Origin of the sequence: Bacillus sp. FSL R10-2201 (assembly GCF_038008665.1) — a bacterium.
Taxonomy (GTDB): domain Bacteria; phylum Bacillota; class Bacilli; order Bacillales; family Bacillaceae_G; genus Bacillus_A; species Bacillus_A mycoides.
Genome location: NZ_JBBOZP010000001.1, coordinates 1028098 through 1044089, shown reverse-complemented (window position 1 = coordinate 1044089; position 15992 = coordinate 1028098). Strand labels below are relative to the sequence as shown.

The window sequence follows — 15992 nt, the reverse complement described above, 5'->3', positions numbered from 1 at the left end:
AATCTCTTTGTAGTATATGTATACCCTTCATAACCCTTTCTAAACCTAAAAAACTATAATTATATTTTTTCTTATTTATATGTTTAACATTTTTTAAAACGGGTATGTTTATATTGTTATGCTTACTATACAGAAAGGAATATTTCGATGAATGCAATCCAATCTACTACTATTCTTTATAATGAAACACCTACAATAACGCAGATTCATCATTTTTATGCTTTAATGACAACATTTCAAACTAATCTATTTATAAGTAAACACGGAACACTTACTTCTATTAAAAGCTTAAGCACATTAATATCCTTTTTCCTTACTGTAAAAAAGAGAGAGCTTGTATTATTTATCTTTGAAGGAATAGATGCAAAAAAAGCTTTAAGCACACTCTTTCCTTCTTAAAAGTTTTATTATCCCCCTATTCCCTCGATCGTTACTTTTCATATATGTTTTTATATTTCAAAATGATTTCCTCTATTCAAAACGAGACCCCCTAATACAATAGGGGGATTTCTAGTTTGGCCTTATGAAAACTGATATAATATATATTACGTTTTTCATTCTTTACAATAGAAAACTTTTAATAATCTTGAAGGTAGGAATTTTTAATGAAATCGAAAGCAAAATTTAGTATTCGCTACAAAATTATGGCTGGTTATTTAGTTATGATTTTGTTCTTACTTATTTCTTTCATTATGTTAAACAATGAGATTTCCAATTTACAAAAATCTCGTAATTTTATTATTGATCACGATTTTAAAGTTCTTAATTTAACGAATCAAGTGGAGAAAGAATTGCTAACAATTGAAAATAAAGCGAAAGGATTTATTACTTCTAATAACGCAAATTACGTGCAATCCCTTAACACTGCGGAAAAGGATTACGAAAAACATTATCAAGATCTTTTGGCTCTATTAGAGGATAACCCCTCTCAGCAAGAAAAATTAAAACAGATTAACGAAAATATTAATAGTTGGATTAATAAAGAGATTCATCCATTAATTACAAATCATAATAGTAATAACATACAAGCAATCGACACGACTCAAATTCAGTCATTACAATCGCAGCTAACTAACTTCCGTGGTGTAGAGGAGCAACTAACGAAAAAAAGAGCTGCACAATTAGATACTGAAAATAATAAATTAGAGATTTGGTTATACAGTTTATTGTTCTTACTTTCTTGTATTTCTATTATCATTTCACTCTATATTTCGAATTCCATTACAAAAACGATTAAAAACGTAATTCAAGCTATTAAATCCATTTCTTCTAAAGAAAAAATTACTGAAAGAATTCATGTAAACACGCGGGATGAAATAAAAGAGCTTGCTCATACAACGAACCACCTACTAGACGAAATATCTAAAAGAGAGTGGTTACAAACCGAGCTTGCAGAATTAATTTTAATGTATCAAGGTGTACCTTCTATTGAGATGTTAGGTAAAAAAATTCTTAGTGGAATTATACAAAAAACGCAAACCTCTTGCGGTGCATTCTATGTACGTGAAGAAGTTGAAGAAACTGTCTACTATGTGAAGAAAGCTTCTTTCGCCGATCAAGGTTCTGATATTGGAAAACAATCCATTAAAATGGGTGAAGGTTTAATTGGGCAATGTGCTTTAGAAAAACAAAGCTTTATTCTTCGAGAAATACCAGAAGAATTTCGTTATGTCACTAGCGGTTTATTAGAAATACGCCCTCAAAACCTACTAGTCATCCCTATCTTATTTGAAGATGAAGTGATCGCAGTAATGGAGTTAGTAAGTGTAACTGAGATTTCAGACTTACATCAAGATTTAATTCAACAAACCGTTGATAACCTAGGTCTAACAATCCATAGTATTATGGGACGTATGCGAATTCAAACGCTTTTACATGAATCACAAGCAATGACGGAGGAGTTACAAGTTCAATCAGAAGAATTGCAAACGCAAGCTGAAGAACTACAAATGCAAGCCGAAGAATTACGAACAACTAATGAACAACTAGAGTCTAGAACTGAAGAGGCTGAACAAAAGACAACTGATTTAGAAATTACTAAATCAGAATTAGAAGAAAAAGCAAGCGAAATATTACGTAGTTCAAAATACAAATCAGAATTCCTAGCAAATATGTCCCATGAATTACGAACACCGTTAAATAGTATTTTACTATTATCTGAAATGTTAAGAGAAAATCATGATAACCATTTATCCGATGATGAAATTGAATTAGCAACCGTCATTCATTCATCAGGAAAAGATTTACTTACTCTAATTAATGACATACTAGATTTATCTAAAGTAGAAGCCGGAAAACTAGACGTCATTTTTGAAGCAACGAACATAAGTGACATGGCAGCAAATATGCAGCAAAACTTTTTACATATTGCTGCACAAAAAAATGTCGAACTTACTATTGCAGACAGTGATATTATTCCTGATTTATTTTATACAGATGCAAAACGGATTGAACAAATTATTAAAAACTTATTATCCAATGCATTTAAATTCACGGAAAAAGGATCCGTCTCTTTACATTTCGATTCGATAGAAACAACCAATTTGAGTCATGATATGCAGTCTATAAGTAAAGATTGGATGACAATTTCAGTAAAAGATACTGGTATTGGTATCGCTACAGAACAGCATCAACTCATTTTCGAAGCCTTTCAACAGGCAGATGGCGCAACGATTCGGAAATATGGTGGTACAGGCTTAGGATTATCTATCTGTAAAGAGTTTGCTAGATTATTAGGCGGTTGGATTACGTTAGAGAGTAATTTAGGAGAAGGCAGTACTTTCACAGTATATATTCCTAACCTTCCAAATGGGTTAAATGATATACAGTTATCCAATTTAGAAGTCGCAGCAACGATAGAAGATGTTATTCCTGCTGAAGTTATTGAGGAAACTATAGTTACTCCAGAAACAAATAACGTCTTCCAAGAGAAAACTATTTTAATTGTCGATGATGATCATCGAAATATATTTGCATTACAAAATGCATTAGAAAAACAACATGCCAACATTATTACTGCACAAAACGGCATAGAGTGTTTAGAAATACTAAAAAGCAATACAAATATTGACCTTATCTTAATGGATATTATGATGCCAAATATGGACGGTTATGAAACGATGGAACATATCCGAATGAATTTAGGGTTACATGAAATACCTATTATCGCATTAACTGCTAAAGCAATGCCAAAAGATAAAGAAAAATGTTTATCTGCTGGCGCTTCAGATTATATAAGTAAACCATTAAATTTACATCAACTCTATTCGGTAATGAGTGTATGGTTAATAAAATAAGTGAGGTTTAGTTTAAGTGGAAAATAAGTATTATAATTTTGATCCATCCGTAGATATGGATAAGCGTACGAACTTAGAAATTGAATTACTATTGGAAGCGGTATTTAAACTGTCAGGATTTGATTTTCGCCAATATGCTCGCACATCTATTTATAGAAGAATTTGTAATAGAATGCAGCTCTCTAATATCCCTACCATTTCAAAATTAATTGAAAAAGTAATTCATGAGGAAGGGTTTTTAGAACAGTTATTAAATGATTTCTCCATTAATGTAACTGAAATGTTCCGTAACCCTACTTTTTTTAAAGCGTTAAGAGAGCATGTTATTCCTGAATTAAAAAAGTATCCTGAAATTAGAATTTGGCATGCTGGATGCGCAACTGGTGAAGAAGTGTTATCAATGTCCATCTTACTTCACGAAGAAGGATTAAGTGAAAAAGCTGTTATTTACGCAACAGATATGAATACAAATGTGTTAGAAAAAGCAAAACAAGGCATCCTTCCGTTAAATAAAATGCAAACTTATACGAAAAACTATTTACAAGCTGGCGGTACACAAGCATTTTCTAACTATTATTCAACAGATAATCGTTTTGCTTATTTTAATCCATCCCTTTTACAAAACATTATTTTTGCACAGCATAATTTAGTAACCGATCAATCTTTTAACGAATTTCATATTATACTTTGCCGTAACGTTTTAATTTACTTTACGAGTAAACTTCAAAACCAAGTACAGCAACTATTTTATGAAAGTTTAGGACACAATGGGTTCCTATGTTTAGGAAATAAAGAAACTCTTCGTTTTTCAGATATAATGCCGCATTATATCCAATTTAATCCTAACGAACAAATCTATCAAAAAATACAATAAAAAGCGTATGAAATCCTATGTTTGGATTTCATACGCTTTTTATTTCGCATTCGTTTGTATCATAATTAGACACATATCATCTGATTGTGTTTTCTTCTGTTCTTCCTTATAAAATCCTTCTATCTCTTCTTCTAAATCTCTCCATTTTCTTTCTGTAAAAGTACGCAACTTCTCTTCAGACTCAAATTCATCATTTGCAATTGATTCAAGAACACCATCTGTAAACAATAATATTTGAGCGTTTTTCTCAAAAGGTATGACTGTCTTCTCGACTTTTATTTCATCAAAAAATCCTATCGCACAACTCCCACGATCTAGTTCAATTATATTCTCTTCATCAACTAAAACGTATCCCGAAGGATGTCCTGCATTTACATATTCAATTGTTCTATTTTCTGTATTAACTACTAAGTATATTGCTGTAAAATAATATGGAATATTGTCATTCTCATTATGTAAAAGAGTCATATATTTATTTAAGTCTTTAATGACAAGTTCCGGATCGATTAAACATTTAATCGATTCACGTAATACAGACGAAATAAACATACAAACTAATGAAGCAGATACACCATGTCCCATCACATCTAATAATATAATACCGTAGCGGTTTTCATCGATTTTATACCAATAATACATATCTCCAGCTAGTTTGAATGAAGGTAAGTAACTTGCTTCAATTTTTATATGATCTTCTCTTAATGGGCTACTTAATAAGTTTCTTTGTACTTGTGTAGCTAAATCTAATTCATTACGAAGATTTTCCTCTTGTTCTTTATGCCAATTCAATTCCGATTTCAAGCGTAATGCCACACGCATACGAGCTAACAATTCAACTTTATTTATAGGTTTCGTAATATAATCCATTGCGCCTATATCAAGCGCTTCAGCTAATTTATTCGCATCTTCTAAAGCTGTTACAAAAATAATAGGAATATCTTTAAACTTCTCCTCGTTTTGTAATCGCCTACAAACTTCAAGTCCATCAATCTCAGGCATCATGATATCTAATAGTATTAAATCAATTTCATTATGCCTGGAAGAATCTTTTCCAAAATGGATGTATTCGAAAAGCTCTTGTGCAGAATTAAGCGATACAAGATCCTGATATCCGGCTTGTTTTAAAATTTTTTCAATTACAAAGATGTTAACCGGATTATCATCGACAATTAAAATGGACACAAGTTATTTCCCCTTTTCTTATTTAAAATGTAAATCTATTATCATTTTCTATTTTTCTAGTATTACATACTCAGTTATAAAATAAAAATTTCCTACTCATACGTATCTATACAGCAAAAGAACAAACCCCCTAGAAATGAGAGTTTGTTCTTTCACTCTATAAATTTCCACTATTAATTTAACACCATCGCTTTGTCATTTAAAAGACGATCTAATTCTTCCATATGATTTGTTTCATCTGCAATCATATCTTCTAACTTTACAACTAACTCTGTCATATTTAATTTCGCTGCCTGTTCTTTTCTCGTTTCATAACGCTTAATTGTTTCATATTCTGATTGTCTAGCGTATTCTAACATTTCTCTAACATCTTTTACTTGTTTCACTGGTAAAGGGATCGTAGTAGGTGTACCACCTAGCGTCTTAATTTTCTCCGCTAAATATAGGGCATGTCCTTGTTCATCACTAATTTCAGATTCAAAGAAAGGTTTTAACACTTGTCTATATATACCAGAAACCGTAGCTGCATTATGGTTATACATAATAATTGCCGAGTATTCTCCTGCTAAATCTTCATTCAATCCTTCGATTAGTTCTTTCACATCGTGTGACATTTTAATATCTCCTCCTATACTTAATAACTACCCCTTTTTTCATGTTTTAAACATAATTATTTAAAATTTTTATGTATCTAAAAACGCGGCTTGCTTCAATTTACTTATCGCTTGTCTTTTAATACGAGAAACGTGCATTTGTGAAATACCTAACCGTTCCCCTGTATCCTTTTGATTTAAATTTTCTCCAAATATATAATGAATAACACTCTTTTCCGTATCATTTAATACGTTAAAAATATCATCTAAAACGAGACGTCTTTCTGTCTGTTCATACCCTTGCTCTACTTCACCTACAGATTCAATTCTCGCTACCGAACTTCCATCAGATGAATTTTCAACTACATCATCTAAGGAAGATACTTGATAATTATTTTTAGCATCCATAATTTCTAGAACTTCCTCTTCGGATAGTCCTAAATGATTCGCAATCTCTATAATCTTCGGTGAACGTTGTAGGTGATCTGTTAGCTCCTCTATCGCAAGTTTAATTTTCCCGCCTAAATCTTTAATTCGCCTTGGAACATGAACGCCCCAAGTTTTATCACGTAAATACTTCTTTATTTCCCCTACTATCGTAGGTATTGCAAACGGTTCAAAAGCATTCCCTATCGAATAATCATACCTTCTTATTGCGCCTAAGAGCCCTAACATCCCTACTTGTATAATATCCTCATGCATCGGCCCACCTTTTGAATAGCGGTATGCAATGGAATATACGAGATTTTTATAGTGATTAACCAACCTTTCCTGCGCTTCATCACATTGGTTTTGTTGGAATTCTGCAATTAGTTTAATAACGTCTTCTTTAGTAAGATTTGTAGGTTGAGATTGGATTTCCATCATTCTCCACCTGCTCTCTTTGTATATATTTTGTCATTAAAACTGTCATGCCCTCATCATGCATAATTTGTATATCATCCATTAACGTATTTATTAAATATAAACCTAAACCATTTTCCGGCAAATGTTCTACTGGTTTATTAATATCATACGGACCAACTTTACTTTTTAAGGTGCTAAAATCAAAGCTAACTCCATTATCCGCAACCATAATTTCTAATCGATCTTCATATAGACCAAAGACAATTGTAATTTCTCCAACGTCTTCTTTATATGCATGTTGTACAATGTTTGTACATGCTTCACTAATAGCAATTTTCATATCTTCTATATCGTCATAAGCAAAGCCCATTCGATTCGCAACACCAGCCATTGTTAAACGAATAATAGCCACATATTCTGCTTTTGCAGGAATTTTCATTTCTATCTTTTCAAATTTCTCCATCATCCCTAGTCACCTTCTTTCTACTTTTTCAAAATCTGAATTCAAATTTAATATTTCTGTTAGTCCTGTAATATCGAATAATCTTTTTAACCTTTTAGATACACCAATAAACTCTAGTTTTCCATCATTTTTCTTAATTGCTTTTAATAGCGCTATAAAAACGCCTAAACCTGTACTATCCATATAATCTACCTTATTAAAATCTACTACTATATAAACCTCTTTCTCACTTGCAATAGGCATTACCTTATTTTTTAAATCTGATGCCGTATACGCATCAATCTCACCATTAAGTTGTACTGTATAACCTAAATCATTTTGCAAAATATTTATTGCCAAATTCATCATTTCCGCCCCCTTATCTCAAACTACTACTATTTAATTACCCATAAAAATTAGTTTTAAACATATTTTTTCATTTTAATTATAAATAAATTTTCTACACCTTTCTCAGCTTAACACTAAAAAAAATACTACCAAATGTTTAAACCTTATAAATTTGTGTATGTATAATGTATAAACATTATTTTTAGGGGGATCTATCTATGGAAGAGCACAGCTTTAAAAAGGGAGATTTTGTTCAATTTTCTTATCGACACGATCATGCTACAAAATTAATTGGTTCCATTATTAACATACTAACGAATACAATTGTAGTTGATATAGGTAATAGCGAGGACTTATCTCATATAGAACCGAGGCAGGTCGTAAGAATAAATAATTGTAAAAAAGTAACGATAGCTTAATATGTAATCTCAATCAGTGGGGACATCCTCACTGATTCCTATGTAAAATACATAAAAAAGCATCCAAATTATTTTAATTGGATGCTTTTTTATGTATTTTTATCAGTTTATTAACTTTATAGCTACATATAATAAACTTAAGATTACTATTCATTATCATACTTACGCTTTCCGTAGCATTCTAGAAAAGAATGTAACGATTAAAATAAAGACGATTGCACCTAATAAAGCTGGAAGAATAAAGATGCCTCCCCATTCAGGGCCCCAGTGACCAAATAAAGCACTACCTACCCAAGATCCGATTAATCCGGCAATAACATTACCAACTATACCTAAAGGAAAGTCTTTTCCTGTAATCATTCCAGCTAACATACCAATAAGTCCACCTACAATACACGTAATAATAAGTCCCACAATTAGACCTCCTATATATTTTTATAATGGATTTATCAAGCTTTGGCGTTTAACCAAAGCTTGATAAACATGTATTATTCTTTGTTATCCAATCCATCATTTATCTTTTGTTTCACTTTTCCGACTTTTTCTTTTACAGTTCCCTTCGTCTTCTCCCACTTCCCTTCATTTTTCAACTCTCTATCTTCTGTAACTTCACCAATTCCTTCTTTTACTTGCCCCTTTTTCTTTTCAACTTTACCAGTAATTTGTTCTTTTAGCCCGCTCTCACTCATATTTCCAATCTCCTTTTCGTAATAGATTTGTAGATTTAAAGAGTATGAATTTAAATAGAATACGTGCATCTTCTTTCTTGTAACCATTCACCGACTCTTTCTAAATCCTTAACGAATAACAAGATTTTCCCTTCATCCAGTTTTTCTTCATAAAAGTTAGCTTCTTCCTCATTAAGTCCTAACTCTTGCATCTTATTTCTTAACTGATCTCCCGTTTTTTGAAAAACATTAATAATACTTGTCCCAAGTCCCTCTTCTTTTATTCCAATTGTATTCACGTCTGCATTGTCTGCGATTCTATCTGTCCTTTCTTTCTCATGTGTTAATACGTAAATATCTTTTTGGTCTATTCCTTTCTTCACTAGATCATTCGCTGCATTCATGACCTCTTTCTCCGTAATAAATTCATATACAAAAGGTTTACTATACTTCGTTTCCATCTTTAACTTCCTCCTCTAAAATGAATTATTTGTTATATTATATGTAATACACCCATTTTCGAAATGTTAAACATAAAATATGAAAAAAATTATGTGAATTATGATTTTGATAGAGAATGAACCGCATATTTTTCATATATACGCTTCATATTATTCATACGAACATCATTAAAACTAGTAAACATGTCTCCCTATGATTTACAAAATTATCTCCTTACAATAACTACCTAAAATAACAGAAAATTGTTATAATTAAACGTGAGGAGGGATACTATGAAAAAAATCATATCTATATGCGCTCTAACCGCTCTATCTTTCACTTTAATAGGCTGTACAAGCACTTCTACTACAAATAATACTCCAACAACTAAGCAAGAAAATACGAAAAATGCCATTCAATTAAACTCTGCAGACATTACCAACATTGAGATGCTTAGAACAACAAGTAATACTAGTTCCAAATCTCAAACAGATAACGAGGAAATGATACAATCAATCGCTTCAGCAGTCCAAAAAGGAACACCGAAAACAATCACACTAGATCAAAAAAAGAAACAATCTGCGCATTCTACTATAACCGTTACATATAAAGATGACTCAAAAGAAGAGTTTCTTGTGTGGGTTGATAATACGGAACAAATTACGATTGCTAAAGATGAGAAGAAAGATAAAGTAGAAGCTGTAACGGTGAATATTAAAGGCGCTAAGCTAATGAAGGATTTTTTTAAAAATGATAAAACATAAAAGGATCCCCATCAACTTAAGGATTCAAATTTAGCAAAAAATTTTGTTCAGAAATACTATAAAATTCCAGCCTAATAGGTAAGTGGCGAGACCGTATATTATTAAACTTAAAATGTTTCAAATCGAAGGAAGACACCTTATAAGGTGTCTTTTCTTTATTTACAAAAGGACCTGCTCCATTCATAAATGCATAAAGTAAATTGAATCCGTTAAAACACATGAGTGAACCTTTGTTTTCCCCCTCCTATCTAAAGGAGGAACTATTATGGGCTTTGGTGGTAGTTGTGGCGGCTGTGGCTTCGCTGGAGGATTTGCTTTATTAGTTGTATTGTTTATTTTATTAATCATCGTTGGAGCTGCTTGCTTCTGCTAAAAAACTATCGGAAAAGATCCCCGTGCTAAACAAAAAATAAAATAAGCTGTCCATATGGACAGCTTATTTACATAATTATCGTTCTCGGAAGTAAAGTTTTAAAAGTAATTTATCCATAGTGATATTAAAATTACTACTAACAGGGGGAGCACCACATTGCCATCAACCTAAGCTTTTGAGATACCCCCCATAACGAAATTTTCACCTTTTTACAGTTATTTATGAGAATTCAGCTCATTTTTTCGTTTTGGGGAACAATCAATTTCTTAAGTTGATGGGTATGGGGGAGCACCAACAAAACGCGAATTTCGTACGCTAAGAGATCATCGGTTTCTTACTGTTTAGTTGTTTCTAGTGGTTGTAGAGAGTCTACTGGTGCACTTTCTCTTTTGCTAAATCGGTATTCTCCTAGAAAGTTAATGTGTTCCCACCTTACTGGAGAACTATGTTTTAATAATTCTTCATCAAATTGTTCTTTTTTCTTCAAAGCTTTTATTGCTTCACTTAAATAAATAATATTCCACATACTAATTGCATTAATTAAGAGGTTTAGTGCACTACTTCTTTGAAGTTGATCTTGTAGCACTCTTTCTCGTAATTCACTATGTTTTTCAAAGAAAATAGCGAAAGGCAAGACGATGAATACATTTACAAAGTGACAAAACTGTAAGAATGCACGAATGTTTGTAAGAAAGTTCGATGTTTTCCTTTTTCATTTTTTATTATAGTGAAAAAGAAGAACGAAATATTCTCTTATGTAGGAAAGGAAGATAATAATGATTGATCTATTAAATAAATGGATGTTAGAAAGTACAGGCAATTTCAATATCGTTGTAGGACTTACAGCACTTCTATTTTTGGGTTCAGTAATTGCACTTATTATTATTTACAAAAAAATTGGTAAACCATATGAAAGAACAAATCCTATTTATTTAAAAATTACTTCTCGTATGTTTACTACTCAAATTCTAATGAATGCTATATTTATTTCTTTAGTTGGTAAAGATATTGAGAATTTCCGTCAAATCTTTATATTATTTGAAGCCTTTGTATTCTTCGTTGGAGCTATTTATTCGTTTAAATTATATAGACAAGAATTTAAATAATTTACATTTTTAGTTAATTGTATATTCTATACATATGAGGTTAACATAACGTCTCATTATCGGGATTCAATGTATTTAGAAGACTATTAAAAGTCCTCCAGATTGTTTAACTGGAGGACTTTAGTGTTCACATAATTTTTGTTATTAGAAGTTGATTAATATTAGCTTATTTGTCTTATAAGTTAAATTGAGAACAATTAGATCCCCAAATATTCCAGTTCTTTTTGTATGTTATTTAAAGCAAACCTCTCTTGTTTTTGAAAGGAGTTATTTGGTTCGTTTGAAGATAATCTCCAAAGAACTCGTGTATCCTGCCATTGTTAGAGTAAGGACTTGAACAAATTCCCAACCATCTTCAGCATGTTCGGTAATAATACGTTTATAATCTTCTTTAGGTTGCCCTTTCCATCCACCAATTTCGACTTTCACGAATTTGTAATCGTACATATTCTTCCCCCCTTTTCCTAATTGTACCATTTAGAAGAAGCGATGTATTGTACCTTTTTGACTGTATACTCTATACATGTGAGGTTGACATAACGTAACATTATCAGTAGCAAGAATAAGGAGGAACCCTAATCTCACAAGTAAATCTCCTTTTTTTGTTCTATGGATCTATGCATTTTTTTATACATTCCTATCCTGGCGCGGGTTTTCGGGTTCTCGTTTGTTATTGGATTAGCCGAAAAACTGTATAAAATCTTGCATGCTCTTAGCGGGGTGCCGCCAACAAAACGCGATTTCGTACGCTAAGAAAAAAGCCTTGCTACATAGGTAATGTAGCAAAGCTTTTTTAAGTTGTTTAATTCTCGCTCCACTATCGGCTTTGTTAACTAACACTTTAATTATTTTAACAGCCTTTTGTTTAATTCCCACAAAGCCGTTTTGTTACTATCCCATTTTAAAAGCGTTACGGCTTCCTCAAAGCACAGCCATTTATAATTGAAGTGTTCTTTAGATAATTTAATATTTTTTGTAGGAACTTTAACTCCAAAAGAAAATTCTTTTATTACATAAACATCTTCGCCCCAAAGAAATTCACCAACTACATCCTCTACTGGTAGTGAAGACACAGAATCTAGTTTTATATATGGACTTTCTCTTGTAATACCAGCCTCTTCAAATGCTTCCCGTTTTGCTGATTCAATAGGAGTCTCACCATCTTCTCCACCACCAGCTATTCCTTGCCAATAACCATAATCACTTCGATTAAAAATGGCATATTGAATGGAATCGTCAGTTTTTATATAAGGAAATATCAATACTTGATACGATGCTCTTATTGCTTAACCTCCTTCCGAAAAAATATGAACAATTTATTCACTAACTTGCTATTTTAGTAAATAAAGTATTTGCATTTAAACTTTATAAAACTCAAATGTATTTTTTTCTAAACATATTGTTTCATTGGAATTTTTGATAATAATATCAAAACGTTGACTATATGGATGCATAAACACTTCATACTGAATCCGACGTTCTTCATGAGACTTCCTTAAGTAATTAATATCGGCTCCTCTTTCAATAATATCACGGCTAGACCTTCTCATTAATTCTGTTTCTCCATCTGTATAGAAGTAAATTTTCAAATCAAATAAATTTGGATTAATAAATGCGACACTCATTCCTTCTACAATCGTCACCTTATTTTTCGTAGAAATTAACTCACTTTTTATATAATGTGTATCCATTGTATAAAAATCTAAACCAGCTCTTACCATTTGAACATCTCTTTCTAACGCAGACAAATGATGGGCTGATGGATGACAAGCTGTCATTTTATCATAATGATTTTCATTCTGATATGTATAGTGGATATTTGTATACTTTCGTACATTTGAACTAACAATGTATGGATCTGTATTAATATAACTCACTTTATTTTGATTTAATTGGTTTATGAGCTTATTGGCGAACGTTGTTTTTCCGGCAGCACCGTGTCCTGAAATGCCAATAACAATCTGTTCATCGGTCATACTAATCCAATTTATAATTTCTTGTAATAACTTTTTCATTATTCTCCCCCTGTTACTAATATACCCCCTTATTTACATCATCTTAATATAGAGGTATCCTACTGTAAAATCATGCATGAAGTGAAAAAAATGGTATGATTATCCATCATATCATCTCTATTTTTAAAAAACTATATTAATTTTCAAAGGATTTTATTGTTATTTGGTGTAGTACCACACGTCCATCAAGCTAATATTTTGAAGTGTCCCCAAAACGAAAATTTTATTATTTTACAGTTGTTTATAAGAACTTAGCTTATTTTCTTTGTTTTGGAGAACTACCAATTTCTTAAGTTGACGGATGTGTAAGGCTGCCTCACAAAGAACAATGTAAAAGTAACATCCATAATTTTGCACTCACCCTATTTTACATTTACTCTGATTCTGTCATTTCATCTATATGAATCTGTTTTCCTGTGAATAGTTTGTAAAACAGATGTGTGCGAATATCTAACAATTTATGTAGCGCATGCCATTGGCTCCAATGGTGTGCGTTTTGATTATATATATATGTTTGGAGTGCCGGTGGCACTTTTTCTTTATATCCTAATCAAAAAAACGTAGGCTCATGCATACCGATATTCACCTCCTACCTAAAATTGGTATTTCACACCTTCACATTTTTGAGGAATGAGTCTTTTGTCGGAAAACAATAAAATCTTATTAATTTTTATAATTAGTAGAATTTTTATAGAAATAATCTTCTTAATCTATTAAAATTATATCGATTGATGTCAGATTGTATCGTATGATGTCAGATTGTAATAAGGGGAGAGAAAATTTTATGTTGAAAAAAATCATTCCAGTTGCTTTAGCATTAAGTACAGTTACTTTTTCAAGTGTATTTGCTGCGCCTCCAGCTCAAGCAACTACAGAACCAAACCGCTACATAGATGTACAAATGCTCGGTATTAACGATTTTCATGGGCAACTAGACACTGTAAAGAAAATTAACAATAAAGATGCAGGGGGAATCGAGTACTTAGCGGCTTATTTACGTGATCATGAAAAACAAAATCCGAATACATTAAAGGTTCATGCTGGCGATGTTGTTGGAGCAAGTCCTCCTGTTTCAGCATTATTACAAGACGAACCCACGATTGAATTTCTAAATGATTTAAAATTTGATGTTGGAACCATAGGAAATCATGAATTTGATGAAGGTATTGAAGAAATGCACCGCCTTATTTATGGTGGATACCATGAAAAAACAGGGAATTTTAAAGGAGCAAAATTCCCATATGTTGCCGCAAATTTCTATAATAAATCCACCGGTCGTCTATTTTTACCACCATTTACTATAAAAAAGGTACAAGGAGTTCCTGTTGGCTTTATCGGAGTCGTAACAACAGATGTTCCTAACCTTGTTATGCCCACTATGCTAAAGAATGTAGAAATTACAGATGAAGTTGAAGCCATTAACAAATCCGTAAAGAAATTAAAAGAACTTGGCGTTAAATCTATCGTTGTTCTTGCACATAACGGAGGTACAACAGATGAGAACGGCGTAACAAATGGTGATCTCGTCCGACTAGCAAATGAGACTGATCCAGAAGTCGATGTTATTTTTGGGGGGCATAGCCACACCTATGTAAATGGAACTGTTAATAATAAACTTGTCGTACAAGCAAATTCTTATGGAATGGCTTTTGCTGATGTTGATGTAAAGATTGATCGTAAGACAAAAGATATTGTTGAGAAAAAAGCAGAAATTATTACAACCTACCATGAAGGCATAGAGCCTGATAAAAAAATAAAGAAAAAGATGGAGAAATATCAAGAAAAAATCGCACCTCTTGTCAATGAGGTTGTTGGTAAATCTACAGCTCCACTAGATCGAAAACAAAATACGGCCGGCGAATCTACTCTCGGCAATTTAATCACTGATGCTCAGCGTGCAACAATGCAATCCCAAATTGCTCTTATGAACCCTGGTGGTATTCGTAATGACTTAGATGCTGGTGATATTACATGGGGAGAGGTATATGGCATTCAACCATTCGGAAATCAATTAATAAAAGTTAATTTAACGGGTCAAGACATTCGTGATATTTTAAATCAACAATGGCAAAAAGACATAACAAGAATGCTTCAAATTTCAGGGATCCAATACACTTGGGATGCGAACAAGCCAAATGGAGAAAAAGTCACAAGTATTCGCTTAACAAATGGAGAAGAAATTATTCCTTCTAAAACTTACAGCGTCGTTGCGAACGCATTTCTAGCTTCAGGTGGAGATGGATTTGTGTCCTTTAAAAATGGGAAAGATGCTGAAACAGGACCAACTGATTTTGAAGCATTAGTAGATTATATAAAACAAGCAAAAGAACCAATTCAGCCTATTATTGATGGAAGAATTCAAAAAATAAATTAGCTTTTCATTAATCTCAAAATACCTAGATTACCTGTTCGCTATACTTTTTAGTGTGCAGGTAATCTAATTTTTCTTGTGTGGGTTTGAAATAAAGTCCTACCGTGGTCAACGGATTTACCATCGATATGCAAAGTACCGAAAAAAAGTAAAGCCAACAAAAAATAACCCCAAAATCAACTTTTATTGTTTATTTTGGGGTTATTTGACGTTTACATTAATTTGGACCGATTTGAATTATCTGGATATACTTT

19 protein-coding genes and 1 pseudogene are annotated in these 15992 nt (G+C 32.1%); 8 read left to right on the top strand and 12 right to left on the bottom strand.

What is annotated here, in order from left to right:
- Positions 1–147: 147 nt before the first annotated feature.
- From NSQ69_RS05365 to NSQ69_RS05355, 3 genes are all read left to right on the top strand, one after another.
- Entirely contained in the window at positions 148–399 is a 252-nt protein-coding gene (locus tag NSQ69_RS05365) for a hypothetical protein (RefSeq protein WP_002011075.1), read from the top strand.
- 206 nt (positions 400–605) lie between these two features.
- A complete protein-coding gene (locus NSQ69_RS05360) occupies positions 606–3296 on the top strand; it encodes a response regulator (protein ID WP_087996456.1) in 2691 nt (896 codons plus the stop codon).
- A 16-nt stretch (positions 3297–3312) separates the two neighbouring features.
- Positions 3313–4170, top strand: a complete 858-nt coding sequence (locus tag NSQ69_RS05355; RefSeq protein ID WP_002168988.1) for a CheR family methyltransferase — start codon at positions 3313–3315, stop codon at positions 4168–4170.
- Between the two features lie 39 nt (positions 4171–4209).
- Here NSQ69_RS05355 and NSQ69_RS05350 read toward each other — a convergent pair whose 3' ends face one another.
- The 5 genes from NSQ69_RS05350 to rsbV form a co-directional block, all read right to left on the bottom strand.
- Positions 4210–5352 carry a fused response regulator/phosphatase gene (locus NSQ69_RS05350; protein WP_341099013.1) on the bottom strand — a complete coding sequence of 381 codons (1143 nt, stop codon included), beginning with the start codon at positions 5350–5352 and terminating at the stop codon, positions 4210–4212.
- A 173-nt stretch (positions 5353–5525) separates the two neighbouring features.
- On the bottom strand, positions 5526–5966 hold the full coding sequence (locus NSQ69_RS05345) for a ferritin-like domain-containing protein (protein ID WP_002186521.1): 441 nt from the start codon (positions 5964–5966) through the stop codon (positions 5526–5528).
- 69 nt (positions 5967–6035) lie between these two features.
- A complete protein-coding gene (sigB, locus tag NSQ69_RS05340; RefSeq protein ID WP_002188580.1) occupies positions 6036–6812 on the bottom strand; it encodes an RNA polymerase sigma factor SigB in 777 nt (258 codons plus the stop codon).
- Complete coding sequence (gene rsbW / locus NSQ69_RS05335; protein ID WP_000970215.1) at positions 6775–7257, bottom strand: anti-sigma B factor RsbW; 483 nt, start codon at positions 7255–7257, stop codon at positions 6775–6777. The genes sigB and rsbW overlap by 38 nt, the downstream gene beginning before the upstream one ends.
- 6 nt (positions 7258–7263) lie before the next feature.
- Positions 7264–7602, bottom strand: coding sequence for an anti sigma b factor antagonist RsbV (gene rsbV, locus NSQ69_RS05330; protein ID WP_002011067.1), 339 nt, complete (start codon positions 7600–7602; stop codon positions 7264–7266).
- Between the two features lie 197 nt (positions 7603–7799).
- Here rsbV and NSQ69_RS05325 point away from each other — a divergent pair, with 197 nt between their 5' ends.
- Entirely contained in the window at positions 7800–8000 is a 201-nt protein-coding gene (locus NSQ69_RS05325) for a methyltransferase (protein WP_002140674.1), read from the top strand.
- A 162-nt stretch (positions 8001–8162) separates the two neighbouring features.
- On the opposite strand, the gene NSQ69_RS05320 is transcribed toward NSQ69_RS05325, so the two are convergent.
- From NSQ69_RS05320 to NSQ69_RS05310, 3 genes are all read right to left on the bottom strand, one after another.
- Positions 8163–8414 carry a GlsB/YeaQ/YmgE family stress response membrane protein gene (locus NSQ69_RS05320; protein ID WP_000522906.1) on the bottom strand — a complete coding sequence of 84 codons (252 nt, stop codon included), beginning with the start codon at positions 8412–8414 and terminating at the stop codon, positions 8163–8165.
- Between the two features lie 74 nt (positions 8415–8488).
- Entirely contained in the window at positions 8489–8689 is a 201-nt protein-coding gene (locus NSQ69_RS05315) for a CsbD family protein (protein WP_078202930.1), read from the bottom strand.
- Positions 8690–8739: 50 nt separating this feature from the next.
- Positions 8740–9129: a general stress protein gene (locus NSQ69_RS05310; RefSeq protein WP_000448809.1), complete on the bottom strand. Its 390-nt coding sequence runs from the start codon at positions 9127–9129 to the stop codon at positions 8740–8742.
- A 273-nt stretch (positions 9130–9402) separates the two neighbouring features.
- Between NSQ69_RS05310 and NSQ69_RS05305 the strand changes: the two genes are divergently transcribed.
- Both NSQ69_RS05305 and NSQ69_RS05300 read left to right on the top strand, forming a co-directional pair.
- Positions 9403–9873, top strand: coding sequence for a hypothetical protein (locus tag NSQ69_RS05305; RefSeq protein ID WP_016126667.1), 471 nt, complete (start codon positions 9403–9405; stop codon positions 9871–9873).
- A 265-nt stretch (positions 9874–10138) separates the two neighbouring features.
- Positions 10139–10246 carry a YjcZ family sporulation protein gene (locus tag NSQ69_RS05300; RefSeq protein WP_000505670.1) on the top strand — a complete coding sequence of 36 codons (108 nt, stop codon included), beginning with the start codon at positions 10139–10141 and terminating at the stop codon, positions 10244–10246.
- 334 nt (positions 10247–10580) lie between these two features.
- Here NSQ69_RS05300 and NSQ69_RS05295 read toward each other — a convergent pair.
- Positions 10581–10871 (bottom strand): annotated as a pseudogene (locus tag NSQ69_RS05295) (Tn3 family transposase); the annotation flags it as partial.
- Positions 10872–11022: 151 nt separating this feature from the next.
- Between NSQ69_RS05295 and NSQ69_RS05290 the strand changes: the two are divergent.
- Positions 11023–11352: a hypothetical protein gene (locus tag NSQ69_RS05290; RefSeq protein WP_002186526.1), complete on the top strand. Its 330-nt coding sequence runs from the start codon at positions 11023–11025 to the stop codon at positions 11350–11352.
- Between the two features lie 267 nt (positions 11353–11619).
- Here the strand turns inward: NSQ69_RS05290 and NSQ69_RS05285 are convergent, their stop codons facing one another.
- The 3 genes from NSQ69_RS05285 to NSQ69_RS05275 form a co-directional block, all read right to left on the bottom strand.
- Positions 11620–11799 (bottom strand): DUF4177 domain-containing protein, encoded by a 180-nt coding sequence (locus NSQ69_RS05285; protein WP_002186527.1) that lies wholly within the window; start codon positions 11797–11799, stop codon positions 11620–11622.
- A 398-nt stretch (positions 11800–12197) separates the two neighbouring features.
- Positions 12198–12635: an NUDIX hydrolase gene (locus NSQ69_RS05280; protein ID WP_341099861.1), complete on the bottom strand. Its 438-nt coding sequence runs from the start codon at positions 12633–12635 to the stop codon at positions 12198–12200.
- Between the two features lie 75 nt (positions 12636–12710).
- Positions 12711–13367 (bottom strand): uridine kinase family protein, encoded by a 657-nt coding sequence (locus NSQ69_RS05275; protein WP_003193613.1) that lies wholly within the window; start codon positions 13365–13367, stop codon positions 12711–12713.
- A gap of 784 nt (positions 13368–14151) precedes the next feature.
- Between NSQ69_RS05275 and NSQ69_RS05270 the strand changes: the two genes are divergently transcribed.
- The gene (locus tag NSQ69_RS05270) at positions 14152–15741 is read left to right on the top strand and encodes a bifunctional metallophosphatase/5'-nucleotidase (RefSeq protein WP_003193611.1); all 1590 of its coding nucleotides are present in this window, start codon (positions 14152–14154) and stop codon (positions 15739–15741) included.
- The last annotated feature ends 251 nt before the right edge of the window (positions 15742–15992 follow it).